Source organism: Syntrophorhabdaceae bacterium, assembly GCA_035541755.1.
Taxonomy (GTDB): Bacteria; Desulfobacterota; Syntrophorhabdia; order Syntrophorhabdales; family Syntrophorhabdaceae; genus PNOF01.
Genome location: DATKMQ010000096.1, coordinates 23,355 through 42,604, shown reverse-complemented (window position 1 = coordinate 42,604; position 19,250 = coordinate 23,355). Strand labels below are relative to the sequence as shown.

Here is a 19,250-nt window from a genome sequence, read left to right as displayed (position 1 = left end):
ATTCGGCATTAGCTATGGGCGCAAAAGGGGAAAAAGGATTACTTCGCGTATAGAAGGACTGTCAGTAAGCACCATGGCCAGCCGGTCAATACCGATGCCTTCCCCAGCGGTCGGCGGCAGCCCGTACTCGAGCGCCATGATATAATCCTCGTCAAGGGCAGCCCCTTCTTCCCTGTCCTTGATCTGGTCCATAAATCTTTGTTTCTGGTCTTCGGGATCGTTGAGCTCGTTAAACCCGTTGGCGATCTCCATGCCCGCGATATACAGCTCGAAACGCTCCGTCACATCGGGGTTCTCTCTGTTCCGTTTGGCAAGGGGAGAGACCTCTACGGGATAGCGCGTAATGAAGGTCGGTTGAGTCAGCTTCTTCTCACAGAGTTCCTCGAAAATGGCCTCGATAAGCTTGCCTCGAGAGAGGCTTTCGGCGTCTTCGACGCCCAGGTGTTTGGCGTATCCCGATAGCTTTCCCCGATCATCAAGCAGTGCCGGATCGAAGGGCTCGGCCTCTTTCAGGGCCTCTTTCAGGGCTTCTTCCATGGTTATCCTTTTCCATGGCCTGCCGAAGGCGATCTCGTGCCCGTTATACGTGATGGTTGTGGTTCCGAAGAGCTCTTCAACGAGCGAAGACATCATGTCCTCGGTCATGTCCATGAGATCTTCGTAACTGGCGTAGGCCTGATAGAACTCGAGCATGGTAAATTCGGGGTTGTGTCGCACCGAAATACCCTCGTTGCGGAAATTCCTGTTGATCTCGAAAACCCGTTCAAAACCTCCCACCACGAGACGCTTGAGGTAGAGCTCAGGGGCAATCCTCAGATAGAGGTCCATGTCGAGGGTATTGTGGTGGGTCACGAAAGGCTTGGCCACGGCGCCGCCGGGAGACGGCTGCATCATGGGCGTCTCAACCTCCATGAAGTCCCTTTGCACAAAATAGCGTCGGATAAAATCTACGATCTGCGCTCGTTTTTCAAAGACGTGACGGGCCTTTTCGTTGACAATGAGATCGAGGTATCTTTTGCGGTACCGCTCCTCCACGTCTGTGAGTCCATGCCATTTTTCCGGCAAGGGGCGCAGGGATTTGGTAAGGAGTGCTACGCGCTCGGCGAGCACCGTGAGCTCCCCGGTCTTCGTTTTAAAAACACGGCCCGTGACCCCCACGATGTCCGAGATGTCAAACTTCTTGAATACGTCGTATGAAGGCTCTTTAAGCATGTCCTTACGCACGTAAATCTGTATTTTACCCCTTCGGTCCTGAATGTGGATAAAGGTGCTCTTTCCAAAATCCCTGAAGGCCATGATTCTTCCGGCAACAGAGACGGTCTCAAGCACCTTTTCCAGTTCGTCATGGCTCATGTCACCGAACCTTTTGCCGACCTCTGTGGTCGTGATATAAGGTCCCCGGTCCTGCGGATAGGTTTCAATTCCCAGTTTCTTAAGCGCTTCCTCTTTTTCTTTACGTATGGCCACTAATTCATTGATCGGTTCCATCGTAGACTCCTGTTTATCGCGTGGGCCTTAAAGCCGGTTAAGGCCCAAATTCACCATGCCTTTTTTAGGGTATTTCTACTATAACATCATAATCGAGGGTTTTCACTACTTTCCCTTGCCTGATTTGGCCGATCGCACATTCACCTTTAATGAATGCAATACCGTCTATGTCGGGGGCCTGCGTGAGCATGCGCCCTATCGTTGATCCGCCTTCCTTCTCCTCTACAACGACCTTCACCTGGCGACCCAGGAAACGGGAGAGCCGTCGCTTTGAGATCTCTTTCTGGATTTCCATGACGTGGCGAAAGCGCTCTCTTTTCAAGGTTTTCTTGACCTGCGGGCGCATCTTATATGCAGGGGTGCCCTCTTCTTTCGAGTACATGAACACGCCGAGCATATCGAATTCCCACTTCCGTATAAAGGCGCAGAGGTTCTGAAAATCCTCTTCGGTCTCACCGGGAAAACCTACGATCAGCGATGTTCTGAGCGTCACGTCGGGCATGGCACGCCTTATTCCTTCAAGAAGTCTTTCCAGGTCATTCCTCAAGTGTTTCCTACCCATGGCGGTGAGGATCTTATCTTCCGAGTGCTGAATAGGTATATCAAGATAAGGGATGATCTTCGGCTCATCTTTTATGAACCGGATAAGGTCCTCATTGCACCCTTTGGGGTGCAGATACATGAGCCTCAGATAGTAGTCGCCTTTGATGGTGAGCAGCGCGCTCAGCAATTGCGTTAACGTGGATGCGGCATCCCTGCCGTAAGCCGTGATGTCCTGACCGATAATGTTGATCTCCCGAAAGCCCGCGCTCAGAAGCCACTCAAACTCTCTCTTTACGTCTGCGATAGATTTACTCCTCAGACCGCCCCTGATGGAAGGAATCGTGCAATAGGTACACCGATTGTCGCATCCTTCCTGGATTTTCAGGTACGCGAGAGGGGGGCTCGTGAGCATCTTCCGCGGGAACGTTTCGGCAAACATGCCTTCTTTGGCGTAGACGCCCTCCTTCTCGATCAGCCGATGCGCCTCGGGGTAGCTGTTTCTCCCGAGAAAAAGCGAGACCTCCGGTAGCAGTTCTTTAAGCCTTTCTCCGTAGCGTTCTACGAGACATCCGGTAACGATAACCCTCTGGTGAGCGTAAGAGGCCTCTGTAAGGATCGTCTCGATCGATTCCTTGACGGAATCGCCGATGAAGGCGCAGGTGTTGACAATCACCGCGTCAGGGTCTTGATCGGAGATCACGTGTCCCGCGTTCGAAAGAAGGCCCACGAGATACTCCGATTCTACGAGATTCTTGGGACATCCGAGGCTGATCACTTTATAGTTCATAGAGCAAGCACACCTTGTTGCATCGGGGGCTTCTTGTTCCGGTACATCCGGCGCCGATGCCGATTCTATGGCATAGAAAAAAATCGTACTTTAGCGGGTCTTCGGGCGAGAACTTCTTGAGCGCATCGGTTATTTCAAAGGCCGCGCCATAGGACGGGGTAGCGCGCCTGGTAAAGCCTAAGCATCTGCCGATCTTGAAGATGTGGGTATCGAGCGGTATGACGAGATCCGATCTGTCGATAAAATCCCAAATACCGAGATCGATCTCGTCTTTTCTCACCATCCATCTGAGATACAGGTTCCACCTTTTCAGAGCGCTTGTTGCCGAAGGCTTGGGAAAGAAAAAGGTGAGCGCATCATCGTCATCGTCAAAAAGCTCCTTGCGAAGCTTAAAGAGGGTGGCCCTTGTGTCTTTTTCATAATACGTCCTGAACATACTCCCAAGCCCGCCGAAGTCATGATAGATCCTCCGCAGAGCTTCAAAGAGATATATGATCTCCTTATCCTTGTGAAACCGATAATAGAGTCCTTTGACACGCCTTAAGTCTCCTTGTTCGACGAACACGCGCAAATCCTTTCCCATTGTCAGAAAAAGTGCCTCAAGGAACCTTTTAAACACCTCTATTTTGCCATAGGCAAACTGGGAGGCAATAAAACCTGCAATTTCGATGCTGTCTTTGTCCCTGTAACGATGGACAAATTCAATCGGGTCGTTGCCCATAATATGCTTCAGATGTACCTTCTCTCTATCGTAGGCGTCTTTCAGATTAATGGTAGTTCCCTTTATGTACGCACATAGATCAAATCCGGATTGACGGCACATGCGAGCCGCTTCGTTAGAATTTACCTTGAAAACAGGATGAAATCAAATGCATGAATCGCTGCGTGCGATAAGGACGGGCTTCGCGGTACAAGACAGAAGTCGAAAACATATCCCGGGGAAGGTCCGGGGTTCAAAAAAACCGTGGGCCCTGTTTTTGGGCCCACGGATTGTAATTCAGCTAACGAGCGAAATGCCGGCTATTAGTAAATGCCTCGCACCGGCCAGACGCCGAGTTTTACGACCTTGCCGTTCTGGAGCTGGTCGACCCGGACCTTGTCAATGCCCTCGATCTTGCCTTTGCTGTAGTTGAGCGGGGTAGCGGCAATACCGCCGGTGTCGAAATTCTTGATCTGATAGAAACCGTCGTTCAGCACGTCGATGGGCTTTAACTGTTCGAGGGGCTTCTTGAGCATGGCAAGCCGTAACGCTTCAATCTGCGTCATAACCTCGATAAAACCTCCCATATACTGGCTGTGGCTCACGAATTTGTTCGGGTGGTACTTTTTCTGCAACTCGACCTCAAACTTTACTCCAGGGCTCTGATCATCCCAGGGAGGGAAACCGCCGGCCACGACAAATCCGTCGCCCAGCTTACCCATGGCTTCTGCAAACACAGGCAGATGGCTCGGCGTACCGCAGGCAAAGACTATTTTGTACGGCTGATACGGTCCCATACCCAATCTCACCATTTCCTTCACCGTGGGCTGTGAACCCGGGTTGACCATAATGCCCAGGGCAAGGTCAACCTTGTTTTCCTTGAGCCACATGAGCTGGGTCGTAGGAGGAGAGGTGGGAACGAGCGGCACGTACTGGATGCCGACAAATTCATAACCGATCTTCTCTAGATATGCCTTCATCTGCGGTATCTCGATGGACTTGCCCATGGCGTTGTCCGCGGTGAGATAGGCGACTCTCGGTTTTCTCCTTTCCTTCCAGTTCTCTTTGAACCAATCGGCTACAGCAGCCATATCATCGGTATAAATCGGGTAATAGGTGAGAATGGTTCCTGGCGGCTGCATGAGAAACGCGCCCGTAGACATGCTGGGTGCGCCGAAGCCGTCCTGCATGAGCCTGTCTTTGAGGGCAAGTGCCGTGGGCGAGCCTGACGCCCGGTAAACGAGCATTCCCTTGGCCTTAAGCTCCTCGTAAATGGAGAGGGCCTTTGCGGGCTGGAGCATATCGTCCCGCCACAGGAGTTCTACGGTCACGTCGCTGGGCCATTTCTCCTTTCGCCACGGGGCCAGGTTCTTTGTCTCGTTGACGTATTTCACATAGTCCTCATAGGCTTGCAAGATCGCAGCCGAATCCTCCGCATAGGGACCGGTAAGCGACATGGTGCCCCCCACATACACCGTTCTCCCGGCGGCCTGACCGCTTGGGGAAAACGCCAAGAATCCGACCAGCAGCACGATCACAAAAAACACGATCTTCGATCCGATTCTACCCATTTTCTTCCTCCTCCTTTTTTGTTTTATAGGGCTACCCTATTATGATACTTTCGATCGATCAAATCAACACTCCTCGCATGACCCTATTCTTCATGCGAGAAAGGCCACAGTCTGCAATATGTCTTGATCATCCCCCATCTGTGAGCAAGCCCACGGGATTCAAGAATCAGAAAGAGGATAATGACCATGCCCCGGGCGATAAGAGCCAGTGCAGCGGCTGCCTGAGCAGCCACGGCAGCGGAGAGGATAGGGCCGACCACCGTGATCAACTCATCGAGAAGTTTGAGCGATACGGCGCCCAAGATGGCCCCGGCGATGCTGCCCATGCCGCCGACAATCAGCATGCCTATGTACCAGACAGAATCCATGAACGGGAATTGGTCAATACTCGCTAAACCGTAGTAGTGAACGAGAAGTGCCCCGGCCACACCGGCGTAAACACAGCCGATAAAGAACGCCTGCAGTTTGTAGCTCCAAAGGCTGATCCCCATGACCTCGGCGGCAAGATCGTTGTCCCTGATCGCCACAAACGCCCTGCCTGCCCTCGTTCTCGTTATGTTGACTGCAAAATACGTGGCAATGCACGCAATGATCATTACGAGATAGTAATAACTCGCCTTGGTGTTAAATACAAAACTACCGATGGAGGGTTTTGGCACGGGCAGGCCGTCAGACCCGCCGGTGAAAGTTCTCGCCTGAAGTACAAGCCACATAATAATGAAGTGTGCGGCTATCGTCGCCATAATCAGATAAAAACCCCTGATTTTCAATGAAGGCAGGCCGAAGATCAACCCCGCCACGCCGGCCGCCAGAGCAGCACAAGGCAGAGCGCCAAAGAATGGCCAGCCATATTTTGCGGTGAGTATGCCGGAAACGTACGCACCTACCGCCATGAAACCCACGTGCCCCATGGAGATCTGGCCGCAATACCCCGTTAAGATGTTGAGGCCATGAACACTGATGATGGCGATACAGATCATGGTCATGACGGTGAGTATCCTGTCGCTGCAAAACAGGGGGCAGAGAAGAAGCAGGACGATGAAAGCGGCAAGAAGCGTCCATTGGGACCTGCCGTGGATAACAGCCATGTCCTGCGCGTAGTTTTCGTGAAAGGTTCCGCCACGTAAGCTCATTTGCTATATCCTTTCTATCCTGGCCATACCGAATAGACCGTAGGGCCTGAAGATGAGCACGAAGATCATTATTGCAAAGGGAAATACCTGGGCTAATCCTCCGCCCGGCAAGAGCGGATCCAGATAGCCCGCCGCCACATTCTCAAGCATGCCGAGTATAATACCGGCCACGATGGCCCCGCCCACAGAGTCCACACCGCCGAGCAAGACCACGGCGAAGGCCTTGAGGCCTATTTCAGCAAGCGGTATCATCACGCCTGACACCCCACCGAGGAGGATACCGCCGATCACCCCAACGACGGAGGCGATCACCCATGAAACCGCGTAAACCGTAGTCGCCCTGATGCCGAGACTCTGGACCACCTGAAGGTCCTCAGCGGTCGCCCGCATGGCGAGTCCGATCTTTGTGTACCGGAAAAGCAGTATGAGCAAGGTAACCGCGAAAACCGAAACCATAAGACCGATTAATGACTCCGGGGGCACCGATATCTGACCCAGTTTCAGGGTAAGCGTGGGGAGCACTCCGTGGTACGTCTTGTACTCTCCACCCCAGATCAGGGTCACAAGCCCCTCGAGCACCGTGGCTAAGGCTATGGTCATCATGATGATGGCAAGCTCAGGGTGGCCTACGAGCGGACGAAGACAAACACGCTCTATCACCATGCCGAGCAGGGCGGCCACTATTATTGCACCGAGCAGGGCGGCCCAGATCGGCAGATGAAAGGGTACGAGAAAAGTATAACCTACGTAACCGCCAATGAGCACGAAGTGTCCCTGGGCTATGTTGAACGCATTCGAGCATTTGAGAATGATCACAAATCCTATTGCGATGAGGGCATATACCATGCCGAGGGCAAAACCGGTTACGATCAATTGCAAAAAGAAGTTCATGCGGCCGCTCCTTTAATGGACATCACATTGAGCACAGTCTTTCGTACTCCCGTACCCCCTTCACGCTGGCGAGTCGGAGCGTCCACGGGTATCTCGGTCTTATCTTCATAGATTGCTTTGACAAGCCCGGCGTAACGCTCTTCCATATATGACGCCTTAAGCTTCCGAGTTCTCGTCAACTCACCTTCGTCGGGGCTAAATTCCTTGTGCAGGTTTACGAACTTTCTCACCCTTGAGCCTGCCGGCAGATCGCTGTTTATCCTGTCCACATCCTGCTTTATGAGCTCATACACCTCGGCCTTTTGTGCGAGCTCGGCAAATGTGTTAAAGGAGAGCCTCCTCTGACCGGCCCACCCGCTCACGGTATCATAGTTGATAACGATAACGGCGGATACGTATGCTTTATCGGGTCCGGCTGTAACCCAGGCGTCCTTAATATAGGGGCTCGATCTTAACCGGCACTCGATAGCCTGAGGGGCGAGCCTGACACCGCCCGTGAGCGCAACGAGATTCGTCTTCCTGTCCAAAAACACAACCTCGCCGTCTTTATTCACAAGACCAACGTCTCCGCTATAAAACCATCCGTCTCTTAACGCCTCGGCCGTCTTATTCGGGTCTTTATAGTAGCCGAGGAACATACCGGGTTGTCTGTAGATGATCTCGCCCTGATCGGTTATTTTCACCTCTGCTCCCTTAAGGACGGGACCAACCGTTTCCGGACGGATATCCTCATTGGCCGCTCCTGTCAGAGCGCCGCCTTCTGTCGTTCCGTAAATGCTTTTCAGGGGAAGATCGAGGGCATGATAGAATCTAAAGGCATCGGGACTCAACGTTGCCCCGCTCGTGTAACAGATCCTTGCGTTCGACAGACCGAGGCTCTTTCTCATGCGTCCTAAGAGGACGATATTTGCTATCATATGAAGTATTCTGAAGAATACCGTCGGTTTCTTACTTTGAAGCTTGAGATCGGCCATCCTGTAACCGACGGGCATGAAGAGGCGAAAAGCAAGCTTCTTTAATGCATCGACCCCGAGCATCATGGCCTGAACCTTGGCCGCCCGGCTCTCCCACAAGCGGGCCTCATGGAATACGATATTCGGCCCTATCTCTTTGTTGTCCCGTTCCTGGGTTTCAGGGTCTTCGGCAAAATTGAGGACGCTCAATGACAGGAGATGACACGCGATCCCGAACCACTGTTCGTTGATCCAGACGGGCGGCAGGTAAGGAACCACGTTATCGTCTTCGCGCCACGGATCAAGGCGCAGATAAGCCTCGGCTCCTGCCCTTATCGTTTTGTAGCTGTGGACAGCGGCTTTGGGCACATTTCCCGTGGTGCCGGAGGTATACACGAGAGCGCAGATGTCATCAGCCTTGCCGTCCTCCACATTTTTCTCGAAAAGTCCGGCATGCTCCCCATCGTACGCCTTGCCTAACTCCAGCACCTGCTTGTATCCCATCAAAATAGGCTCGCTATAGTGCGCGAGTCCTTTGTAGTTCCAGTAGATCACCTTCTTGAGAAGGGGGAGTTCATTCTTGATTTCGAGGAGCTTGTCAACCTGCTCCTGATCGGCAACCACGGCAAACGCAGCGCCGGAGTTTTTAGCGACGAATGCTATCTCCTCAGTGGAGGCATCGGAATAAACCCCCACGGGTATGCCATGATCGGCCTCGGCGGCTATCTCAGCGTTGTACCATTGCGGGGCGTTATCTCCAATGATAAGAAGCGCATCCCCGGCCTTGAAACCGAGAGACAAAAGGCCGAGCGCCAGGCATTTTACATCGGAGTAATACTCTCTCCAGGTGTAGGGCTGCCAGATGCCGTGGTGTTTATAGCGCATGGCTTTTTTGTCGCCATACTGCTCGCAGTTGTGTTTGAGTACTTTGGGCCAGGTATCGCCTTTTTCTCTGTAAGCCTCGTCCATCCCGGTAATCACTGCCTCCGTCTTATTTGTTAAGCAAGCCACCTCTTTTTTCGCCGGTAGTGCTTGATGTCACGATAGCTCTTTTTGGAACCTGCAGTCGATAGTCCCAGATAGAATTCCCGAACATCCTCGTTATCCCGCAGTTGTTCGGCCGGACCGGTCAAAACCACTTTTCCGTTCTCCATGACATAGCCGTCATCGGCAATGCCTAAAGCTGCCCTCGCGTTCTGTTCTACGAGGAGGATTGACATTTTCTGGTCCATATTGATTTTCTTTATGATCTGGTAGATCTCTTCTACCATGAGCGGCGCGAGACCGAGGGAAGGCTCGTCCAGGAGCATAAGCCTGGGTCGGGCCATGAGCGCCCGCCCGATCACGAGCATCTGCTGTTCGCCTCCGGATAAGTAACCGCTCACCCGGTTGCGCAGGTGCTTGATCTTGGGGATGTACCCGAAGACCATTTCCAGGTCGTTTCTGACTCCTGCGCGATCGTTTCGGCAGTAAGCTCCGACAAGCAGATTTTCTTCGACGGTCAAGTGTTCAAGCACCCTGCGGCCTTCCATTGCCTGGCTCACGCCGAGCGCCGCAATATCCTCCGGCCCATACTTGTCTAACCTCTTGCCGTCAAGTTCGATCGTACCGACGGTTACTTCGCCCTCTTCGGTCTTCAGCATCCCCGATATCGCTTTGAGTGTTGTGGTTTTGCCCGCGCCGTTTGCGCCGAGCAGGGCAGCGATCTTTCCATCACCGACAGTGAGCGATACACCCCGCAGCACCTGGATGACGTTCATATAGACAACTTCAATGTTGTTTACGTTTAGCATTCTCTCTTATCCACCCCAATCTTTTGTGTGCTCGGCTATCCCCGTTTGCAACCACTTTAAAGATCAAACGAACAGCCTAACCCGCCATTCCCATCTTCTACCATAACGAACCGTTACGCTATGCGGGTCCGTAATCGCATGTTACGGGCAATAAGAAACTTCTCTCTCGTGCTACTCCCCTTTTCCGAGATACGCGCTGATAACATCAGGATTGGCGCTTACTTCTGAGGGGGTGCCCTGGGCGATCTTGCGCCCGAACTCAAGAACCACGACCCTGTTGGCAATATCCATGACGACCCCCATGTCGTGTTCCACGAGGATGATCGACCTGATTCCGTCCCGCAGCACAGGCGTATTCGGATAAGTGGCGCCCTGACCCTCGAACAGATCGATGATGAAGCGCGCGATATCCTCTTTTTCCTCGAGGTTCATCCCGGCCATAGGCTCATCAAGGAGCAATACCTTGGGTTCCAGGGCGAGAGCGCGTGCAAGCTCTACCCTTTTTCGCATTCCATAAGGTAATAGGCCCACTACCTTCTTCCTTATCGGAGCTATTTCGAGGAAGTCGATGATCTCCTCTACGATCTCACGGTGTTTGATCTCTTCCTTAAGTGCCCACCCGAAGTAGAGCCCGCCGGTAACAAAGTTCTGTTTCATGAGAACATGTCTCGCTGCCATTATGTTATCTTCAGTGGATAGTCCGGTATAGAGCTCTATGTTCTGAAAGGTTCTTGCAATACCGAGTTTGGCGAGTTTATCCGGGCGCATGCGTGTTACTCTCTGCCCTTCGTAATATATCTCGCCCTTCTGGGGTTTGTAAAAGCCGCTTATGCTGTTAAGCAACGCGGTCTTACCGGCTCCGTTCGGCCCGATGATGGCGAGTATCTCGTTATGCAAGACGTTCATGCTCACGCTGGACAAGGCGCTGACGCCGCCAAAGCTGAGCGACAGGTTTTCGATGCGTAGTCTATCGTGGTTGCCTGTTTCCATATTCATAGCCCCAGGTCCCCCAATACCTGTTCTTATTTCTTGTTAAGTTTCTCGAGATACTCTTTCTTTATCTCCCGCTTCAGGATCTTGCCTGCCGCGCTCAACGGGAGTTTGTCGGTAATCACGTACTCCTTGGGTACTTTGAAAGGCGCCAGCTTGGTCTTTAGATAGGCCTTCACTTCGTCGGCGCTCACCTTCTTGCCGGCCTTGGGTGTGATGAACGCTGCAACCCTTTCGCCCCACTCTCTATCAGGGAGACCGATAACGGCGCATTCTTCAACCTCAGGTTTGGTGTATAAGGCTTCCTCGACTTCACGGGGATAGACATTCTCGCCGCCCGTGATGATCATATCTTTGAGCCTGTCCACGATGAAGACGTATCCTTCTTTGTCGCAGACACCGATATCGCCGGACCTGAACCAGCCGTCTTCGTGGCGTTTCTTCTCGGGATCGAGATGCCAGAAAGACTCTTTGGTTGCTTCAGGGTTATTCAGGTAGCCCTTCATGATGTTGGTGCCACGGATACAGATCTCACCCTCTTCACCGGCAGGCAAAACCGCTCCGGTGGAAATGTCCCTGATCTGAACCTCGACCCCGGGCACGCTCGTTCCGATGGACCCGACCACATGCCGGTAATAGTGGTTATAGGTGACAGCTGAAGCTGATTCCGTCATTCCGTATCCCTCATAGATCGTGAGTCCAGTCCTCTCCTTCCATTGCCGGACAACTTCCGCCGCCATGGCTGCGGCCGCAGAAAAGCAGTACCGGACTTTTCCCAATTTCTGTTTCAAATTATCGAGAGATAATAGCCTCACGTATGCCGTGGGCACGCTGAAGAGCTTGGTTATGCGGCCGGCCTCGAGCAGACTGAGGACCTTATCCATATCAAAGGTGGGGAGGAGCTCAAGAGACCCTGCACTCAAGATTGTGGCGTTCATGACATGCATTTGTCCGAAGACGTGGTTAAACGGGAGATAACAGATGGCCCTGTCCTGCTCGGTAGACCGTTCGCTAAAAGCCACGTTGTGCGCCGACGTGTTGATATTCTGGTGGGTCGTCATCACGCCCTTGGGTATACCGGTAGTTCCCCCTGTATAGAGGATGGCTGCTGTGTCCTTACGGTCACGGTAGACAGCTTCAAATGAAGGCGAGCCCGCATCAAGAAGCTTTTGAAAGGACATATCGCCATTAGGGCAGATGGCCGTTTTAATGCCGTCGGCTCCTCTGAGACTCTGAATATCTTTCAACCGTTCGTCGGCGGTAAGCAGTATTCTCGGTTTGGCATGGTCGAGGAGAAGACGGAGTTCATCCGGAGAAAGTGACGCGCCGAGCGTAACCGCCACAGCGCCGGTCTTAAGGATACCGAAATAGAAGACGAGCCAGTCAATGGAGTTGGGTGCGCATATGCCTATGTGATCACCGGCCTTGACCCCCATCTTGAGAATGGCCGTGGCAACACGATTTGCTGCCTGGTTCATTTCTGAATACGTCATTTCCTTTCCCTCTGAGATTAATGCGGGACGCTCGGGAAAGTAGAGTGCGGCTGTTTCCAAGTTTGTTGCAACGTTCATGATGCGACTCCTGTAAGAATGAGATTTACGTTATATGCTAAGTACAACTCGATTTCTTATTTTCGGTATAATAGTTATATGGGTTGGTTCGAAATGTCAAGAAAATTTCATATTGTATAAATGTATAATATTATTTCCCATGGGGCGCACAGCCGCGCCTCGTCAGGTCTGATCTTCGAGTGTTCTGTAACTACAAGTTATACGTTTTATCACGGGCTTCATTGAACATTCTTTCCAAAAGGCCGTGTGGCGTAACCGATGCGCGGATGTCAATGGAACGGTATTTGCTTACTCATTTCATAAGAGGTAGAATACCGGAAATTATGAAAACATCTGAGCTCGACCGTGAAATTACTCAGTTGAAGAAACGGATACGGGAGCTTGAAGAGAGAAACCGTGACCTGATGGGCATGATCGAGAATACCCATGACGCACTCTGTATCGTTGATGGAGAAAGCAGATTGCTCATGGCAAATCCCGCATTTGAGCGCGTCATGGAAACAAGCAATTCAGAAATCGTGGGAAGAAAGATCCGTGATCTCGTAAAAGAGGGCATGTCCGATACGGGTGCATCGCTGCACGTCATCAATACCGGGAAACCGCAAACGGTCGTCATTAAAATGAGAAGCGGCAAGGAAGTTTTGAGCACCGGGGTTCCGGTTTTTGACCAGAATGGAAAGATCGACAGGATCTACTGCAATCTCCGGGACATAACTGAACTCAACAGGCTGAAGGAGGAATGCGCCCAGTCCCAAAAACTCATCTCCAAGTATCTCGTGGAGCTTAACGAAGTGAAAAGGCTCCGCACCATGCGCTCCCAGTTCATTGCGCACAGCAAAGAGATGAAACAGATCATGGAAACGGTTTATCGCATTGCCCGCGTGGACACAACGGTGCTACTGCTCGGAGAATCAGGGGTAGGCAAAGACCTTATAGCACGGATACTCCACGAGGCAAGCCCCAGAGAAGAGATGGGCACATTCATAAAGATCAATTGCGGCGCAATTCCGGCAGACCTTCTCGAATCGGAACTATTCGGCTATGAGCCGGGAGCCTTTACGGGCGCGAGCAAAGAAGGCAAAGCGGGTTACTTTGAGATAGCCGACAGGGGGACCCTTTTCCTTGATGAAATCGGCGATCTTCCCTTACGACTTCAAGTCAAGCTCCTCACCGTGATCCAGGACCAGGAGATAACCCGTGTGGGCGGGGTCAAACCCAAAAAAGTGGATGTGAGAATAATCGCCGCCACCAACAGAGACCTTGAAAAGATGGTGAAATACGGGAAATTCCGGGAGGACCTCTATTATCGTCTGAACGTGGTGCCTGTGTTGATACCGCCTCTTCGGCAGCGCAGGGAGGACATACCCTTTCTTCTCGTTCATTACCTCGACAGGTACGGCAAGAAATACGGCCTGGAAGCAAAGCTCACCAAGGACGTTGTAGATATCCTGTGTTCATACAGATGGCCGGGAAACGTTCGGGAGCTCGCAAACCTGCTCGAGCATCTTCTGGTGGTCACAAACGAACATCTCATCAAACCTGAGCATCTGCCTAAGAAGTACTCGGCTTTAGGCGGCACGGCCGAGGACGAACGGGAAAACCTGGCGGATATAAGATCTTTGAAGGATGAAGTGAGAAAGCATGAACAAGCGGTTATCAAACGGATACTCGGTCAGGCGAGCACTCTTGAAGAGGCCTCACAAAAACTGGGCGTGAGTATCTCAACGCTTACCCGCCGTCTGCGCTTGATCAGATTTGACAGTCAATAATGACCATGCTGTTTCTTCATTGTATTTAACGGTCTTATGAGATCACGGACGGTGGCAACCCGCTAAGCCGTGGTCATTTATGACCATGATCGCCAAAGATCTTTTGCCCCTCACCCGGATTATTACCTTCACTTCGCCAAACGTGTTCATCGCGCCGGAACGGCCTTAGTCAAGGAAAAAAGTCTCTCTGTTCTCATCTATTTTGCTTGACAGCGCGGACACGATACATCAAAATGTGCTGTAGGTATGTTTCTTGCATTTTCTGTGAACAAAATTTCACCGAGAAGGGGGTATGCGCAATGAAAAGATTCAGTATCATAGCGGCATTAGTACTCGTATCATTCTTTTTTTTGACCAATAGCGGGGCCCTGGCCCAGACGGCCAAGCCGTACAAGATCGGATTCATCTGCCCGCTGACCGGCTCCCTTTCCTGGCTCGGAGACTACATGAAGAAAGGAGCGGAACTGAAAGTCGAGATGATTAATAAAGCCGGTGGAGTCAACGGCCGCGCTCTGCAGCTTATCACCTACGACGACCAGTCCACCCCGGAACAGGGCACCAGAGCAGCCCAGAGACTCATCGCCTCGGACGGAGTGATCGCCCTCATGGGAACGGGTACGGCCACGGTCTCCGGCGCCGTTTCATCAGTCGCAAACAAGGAGAAAATTCCGGCGATTATTCAGTCAGGATACGAGCTTTCCGAAAAAGAGACGTTCACCTTCAACAACGCCCACAAGACTGACTATGCTATGAAAAGGCCCCTCGCATATTTCTCTAAACACGGCATAAACAAGGTCGCCCTTCTCATGCCTATCGGCCCCCTGGGCGAGATCGGCTCAACTGTGATCCGGGATAATGCCCCCACTTACAAGATCACCATTCTCGGCGAGGAAAAGTTCGATATAAAGGCGCCGGACGTGACGGCGCAACTCGCCAAGCTGCGCAGCCTCAACCCTCAGGCCATCTTTTCCTTTTGCACGGGAGAGCCCGCGGCGCTTGTGGCCCGCAACATGGCCCAGATGGGTATGGGCAACATTCCTCTCGTGGTATCGCACGGCAATGCGAGCCCCGGTTTCTTAAAACTGGTGGGCCAGACCCCGGCATACGTGATTGTTCCCGCGGGTAAGATCGTCCATCCCGAATCAATCGCAGCCAATGACCCGAGCAGAAAGGTCATCATGGATTTCGCCGCCGAGTTCCAGAAGAAGTACGGGGAGCCTGCAGTTTACTATGCGGGCCAGCAGGCAGACGCGGTCGCCCTTATTGCAGAGGGGCTGCGCATTTCCAAGTCCGATGATCCGGTCAAGCTTCGCGACGCCATTGAGAACATCAAGAACTTTCCCGGCTGCAACGGCATGTACAACATGTCGCCCAAGGACCATCAGGGCAATCGCATGGAGGACATGGCCCTCTTTACGATCAAAGGCGGGAAGTGGATCGGGCTGGAAGAATAGATTGGCGTGTCGCTTTTCTCTCTCGCATTACGTGATGAGAGAAGAAGCATGGGTATTCAACGGGAGGATCGCTCTACGCGATATGGAAAATGCGTTCTCGCGAGGGCAATCTTCCCTGTATTTTCGGACGTGACCACCAAATGAGGGCTGTTGAACGGCAAGGGGTTTTTTTTGAAAAAAGCTAATCTCGTTGCCGGGGAAAAAGACAGGTCTGTAGATGGGTGAATACTCACACCTCATACAGTTTCTCTTCAGCGGCTTAACTTCCGGCAGCATCTATGCCTTGATGGCGGTAAGCCTTGTCATCGTCTATAAGGTCTCTCAGTTGATCTGTTTTGCCCAGGGAGAGTTCTTCGTAATCGGCGCACTGACCATGACGACGCTCGTTTCCAAAGGTGTTCCCATGCCTTTTGCCTTCGTGCTCGCAACGGCGACGGCAACGCTGCTCGGCGCACTCGTGGAACGCGTGCTCATCAGGCCCATTCAGGATTCGGGGGTCGGCACTTTGATCGTCATGACCGTTGCCATATCGCTCACGCTCAGGGGAGGCGCCCTTGTCATCTGGGGCAAGGAATCCCACATACTCAAGCCCTTTACCGAGGGCAACCCCATCCAGGTGTTCGGGGCGACATTGATGCCGCAGGTCATCTGGATCATCGGTATCACCGTGGTGGTCCTCTTTTTAATCTGGTTCTTCTTCGAGAAGACAACCCTCGGGGTGGCGATGAGGGCATGTTCGGAGAACCGTCTCGGCGCGAGCCTCATGGGTATCAGCACGCAAAAGGCCGCTCTTTTCTCCTGGGCATGGGGATCGGCTATCGGCGCTTTAGCGGGTATGGCTGTGGCGCCGCTCCTCTTCATGCAATACGGCAGCGGGGTGATGCCCATGGTAAAGGGGTTTATCGCCATGTCCATAGGCGGGCTTGCGAGCATTGTGGGGGCTGTGGTTGCGGGATTGCTTCTCGGCCTTGTCGAGTCCTATACGGTCGGCCTTATCTCCTCTCAGTTCTCTGACCCGATCGTCTTCACCATTCTGATTCTCGTGCTCATATTCCGGCCGAACGGGCTCTTCGGCGCAAAGTGGAGCCGCGAGGTATGAAGAGACTTTCGAGGCTCTGGTGGATTCTCGTGGTCGGCTTCATTGCGCTCTACCCTCCCACACTGGGGGGTATGTCATCATACAAATGTGGAATCCTCATTTTTATCGGCATATACATCATCCTTGCCGTGAGCCTTGATCTGCTCATGGGCTACGCGGGGCAGATATCGGTGGGCCATGCGGCCTTCTTTGCCATCGGTGCCTACGTATCAGGCATTATGACCGCACGGTACTCGATAGCACCCGTAACGGCTATGGTCTCAGGGATGGCGCTATCGGCTGGTGTTGCCTGGGGCATGGGTCGGCCCGTTCTCGCACTCAAAGAGTACTATCTTGCCATGGCCACGCTCGCTTTGAATGAGATCGTCGTTACCCTGATCGTGGGGCTACATGGACTAACTGGCGGCGCATCGGGGTTACGGGATGTTCCATCATTCAGCATAGCCGGCTTTACGTTCGCGAGTCATGTGAGCTACTACTATTTTGTCTGGGCTTTAGTGATACTCGTCGTAATCTGTAGCCTCGCCGTGGTGAAGTCTTCCTTTGGGAGAACGCTGCTCGCAATCCATAGCGACGAGACCGCAGCCAAGACCTTCGGCATCGACTGCGCCAGGTACAAGGTGCGTATCTATGTGCTCTCGGCCGTCTTCGCCTCTCTTGCCGGATCTCTCTTCGCTCACTATATGGGATTTCTGGCCCCTGAAGATTTTGGCGTCAATACATCGATCAACTTGCTCGTTATGCTCTTTCTCGGTGGGACCGGGACGATCTTCGGCCCTGCGCTTGGGGCTATATTTCTCAAATACCTTCCCGAGCTGACCTACAAGTTCCAGGATTACGAAATGTTGATAAACGGCGTGATTCTCATTGCGGTGCTCGTTTTCATGCCGCGGGGGATTTATGGCTTTTTCACTTCTCTAAAAAAACGTCTCTTTTCACGGGAGCCAGGAAGCCATCAAGAGATGAATGGGACATCGGGACAGTAAGATACATGACAGATGCGTTAGAAAAAGATAAGACGATCCTCAAAGTAACGAATATCACGAAAACCTTCGACGGCGTTCGCGCCCTGGATGGGGTCGGCTTCGGCGTCACGAGGGGTCACATAAAGGCGCTCATCGGCCCGAACGGCGCAGGAAAAACGACTCTGCTCAATATCATTAACGGGCTACTGGTACCGGACAAGGGATCGGTTTCATTTGAAGGGCGCGAACTTGTGGGTCTTACGACAGACCGCATAGCCATGCTCGGTCTCTCCAGGACGTTCCAGTTAATCAGGCTCTTTACGGTGAATGAAGCCACGGTGCTCGATAACGTGATGTTGGGCGCCCACAAGCATATCCGGCCGACCATATCGGAGGCCATCCTTTTTCGTTCGCGGGCTCGTAAGGTGGAAAAAGCCATGCGGGAAAAGGCCATGGACTTGCTCCAGTTTGTAGGCATGGCACACGCCGCGAAGATGACGCCGCTCTCTTTGTCTTTCGGAAACCAGAGAATGGTTGAGCTCGCCCGTTCTCTTATGGCCGACCCCCTTCTTCTTTTGCTCGATGAACCGGCCTCGGGTCTTAACGACACGGAAGTCGAACATTTCATGGAGCTTCTCTCGGCTATCAGGAAACGAGGTGTAACGATCCTGCTTGTAGAGCACAATATGAAGCTCGTGATGAACGTTTCCGATGATATTGTGGTCATCGATTTCGGAAAATATCTGGCTCAAGGTGACCCTCAGGCAATATGCTCCAACCAGCAGGTCATAGAGGCCTATCTCGGAACCGAATGCGGTATCGGGGGCCATCCATGATGTTGAATACGGTCGATATTCACGCGGGATATGGCAGGGTCGAGGTGCTTAAAGGCATCCACATCGAGATCGGTGAAGGTGAGATCGTCTGCCTTTTGGGCGCCAACGGCGCGGGCAAATCAACCTTTCTCAAGGTGATCTCGGGCCTCATCGCTTCCGCCAGCGGAAGTATTTCTTTCATGGGCCGGGATATCACACGAAGAAAACCGAACGAGATCGTTAAGGCCGGGATCAGTCATATTCCCGAGGGAAGACAGATATTCGCCACGCTCACCGTTCAGCAGAACCTGCTTCTCGGCGCCTACGTGCATGGGAGCAAGAAGGCCGATCTCGACAGGCTCTACCCCTTTGTCTTCAACCTGTTTCCCATATTGGAGAAGAGATTTACCGGCAAAGCAGGGTCTTTGAGCGGAGGCGAACAGCAGATGCTCGCCATCGCCAGAGGCATTATGGCGCAACCTAAGCTTCTTTTGCTCGATGAGCCGTCTCTTGGACTGGCCCCTATTGTAGTCAATAATATTTTCGACATCCTGAAGGATTTGCGGGCAAAAGGCATCCCCATTCTTCTGGTGGAACAGAATGTTGCGGCAGCCTTGAGAATAGCTGACAGGGCATACGTTGTAGAAACGGGCAAGATCGTGGGGCATGGAAAAGCGGATGAGCTTTTAGGAAACGACGAAATTAGAAGACGATATCTCGGGATGTGA

General features: G+C 52.5%; 16 protein-coding genes. 6 read left to right on the top strand and 10 right to left on the bottom strand.

Translation table 11 applies throughout. The annotated features are described in order from the left end of the window. Positions 1-12: 12 nt before the first annotated feature. The 10 genes from lysS to VMT62_09590 form a co-directional block, all read right to left on the bottom strand. A complete protein-coding gene (lysS, locus tag VMT62_09635; protein ID HVN96679.1) occupies positions 13-1,488 on the bottom strand; it encodes a lysine--tRNA ligase in 1,476 nt (491 codons plus the stop codon). Positions 1,489-1,552: 64 nt separating this feature from the next. After that, the gene (rimO, locus tag VMT62_09630; GenBank protein HVN96678.1) at positions 1,553-2,818 is read right to left on the bottom strand and encodes a 30S ribosomal protein S12 methylthiotransferase RimO; all 1,266 of its coding nucleotides are present in this window, start codon (positions 2,816-2,818) and stop codon (positions 1,553-1,555) included. Then, the gene (locus VMT62_09625) at positions 2,808-3,641 is read right to left on the bottom strand and encodes a TIGR02757 family protein (protein ID HVN96677.1); all 834 of its coding nucleotides are present in this window, start codon (positions 3,639-3,641) and stop codon (positions 2,808-2,810) included. Before VMT62_09625 ends, rimO begins: the two co-directional genes overlap by 11 nt. Positions 3,642-3,841: 200 nt before the next feature. After that, a complete protein-coding gene (locus VMT62_09620; protein ID HVN96676.1) occupies positions 3,842-5,089 on the bottom strand; it encodes an ABC transporter substrate-binding protein in 1,248 nt (415 codons plus the stop codon). A gap of 83 nt (positions 5,090-5,172) precedes the next feature. Beyond that, the gene (locus VMT62_09615) at positions 5,173-6,222 is read right to left on the bottom strand and encodes a branched-chain amino acid ABC transporter permease (protein HVN96675.1); all 1,050 of its coding nucleotides are present in this window, start codon (positions 6,220-6,222) and stop codon (positions 5,173-5,175) included. A 3-nt stretch (positions 6,223-6,225) separates the two neighbouring features. After that, positions 6,226-7,113: a branched-chain amino acid ABC transporter permease gene (locus tag VMT62_09610; GenBank protein HVN96674.1), complete on the bottom strand. Its 888-nt coding sequence runs from the start codon at positions 7,111-7,113 to the stop codon at positions 6,226-6,228. Continuing rightward, complete coding sequence (locus VMT62_09605) at positions 7,110-9,047, bottom strand: AMP-binding protein (GenBank protein HVN96673.1); 1,938 nt, start codon at positions 9,045-9,047, stop codon at positions 7,110-7,112. Before VMT62_09605 ends, VMT62_09610 begins: the two co-directional genes overlap by 4 nt. A gap of 17 nt (positions 9,048-9,064) precedes the next feature. Beyond that, entirely contained in the window at positions 9,065-9,859 is a 795-nt protein-coding gene (locus VMT62_09600) for an ABC transporter ATP-binding protein (protein HVN96672.1), read from the bottom strand. 171 nt (positions 9,860-10,030) lie between these two features. Then, positions 10,031-10,855: an ABC transporter ATP-binding protein gene (locus tag VMT62_09595; protein HVN96671.1), complete on the bottom strand. Its 825-nt coding sequence runs from the start codon at positions 10,853-10,855 to the stop codon at positions 10,031-10,033. 26 nt (positions 10,856-10,881) lie between these two features. Continuing rightward, entirely contained in the window at positions 10,882-12,420 is a 1,539-nt protein-coding gene (locus tag VMT62_09590) for an AMP-binding protein (protein ID HVN96670.1), read from the bottom strand. A 323-nt stretch (positions 12,421-12,743) separates the two neighbouring features. Between VMT62_09590 and VMT62_09585 the strand changes: the two genes are divergently transcribed. From VMT62_09585 to VMT62_09560, 6 genes are all read left to right on the top strand, one after another. After that, positions 12,744-14,189, top strand: a complete 1,446-nt coding sequence (locus tag VMT62_09585; GenBank protein ID HVN96669.1) for a sigma 54-interacting transcriptional regulator — start codon at positions 12,744-12,746, stop codon at positions 14,187-14,189. A 299-nt stretch (positions 14,190-14,488) separates the two neighbouring features. After that, the gene (locus VMT62_09580) at positions 14,489-15,643 is read left to right on the top strand and encodes an ABC transporter substrate-binding protein (protein HVN96668.1); all 1,155 of its coding nucleotides are present in this window, start codon (positions 14,489-14,491) and stop codon (positions 15,641-15,643) included. Positions 15,644-15,860: 217 nt separating this feature from the next. Next, on the top strand, positions 15,861-16,742 hold the full coding sequence (locus VMT62_09575) for a branched-chain amino acid ABC transporter permease (protein ID HVN96667.1): 882 nt from the start codon (positions 15,861-15,863) through the stop codon (positions 16,740-16,742). Further along, positions 16,739-17,728, top strand: a complete 990-nt coding sequence (locus VMT62_09570; GenBank protein HVN96666.1) for a branched-chain amino acid ABC transporter permease — start codon at positions 16,739-16,741, stop codon at positions 17,726-17,728. The genes VMT62_09575 and VMT62_09570 overlap by 4 nt, the downstream gene beginning before the upstream one ends. Before the next feature lie 5 nt (positions 17,729-17,733). Further along, entirely contained in the window at positions 17,734-18,543 is an 810-nt protein-coding gene (locus tag VMT62_09565; protein HVN96665.1) for an ABC transporter ATP-binding protein, read from the top strand. Beyond that, positions 18,540-19,250, top strand: coding sequence for an ABC transporter ATP-binding protein (locus tag VMT62_09560; GenBank protein ID HVN96664.1), 711 nt, complete (start codon positions 18,540-18,542; stop codon positions 19,248-19,250). Before VMT62_09565 ends, VMT62_09560 begins: the two co-directional genes overlap by 4 nt.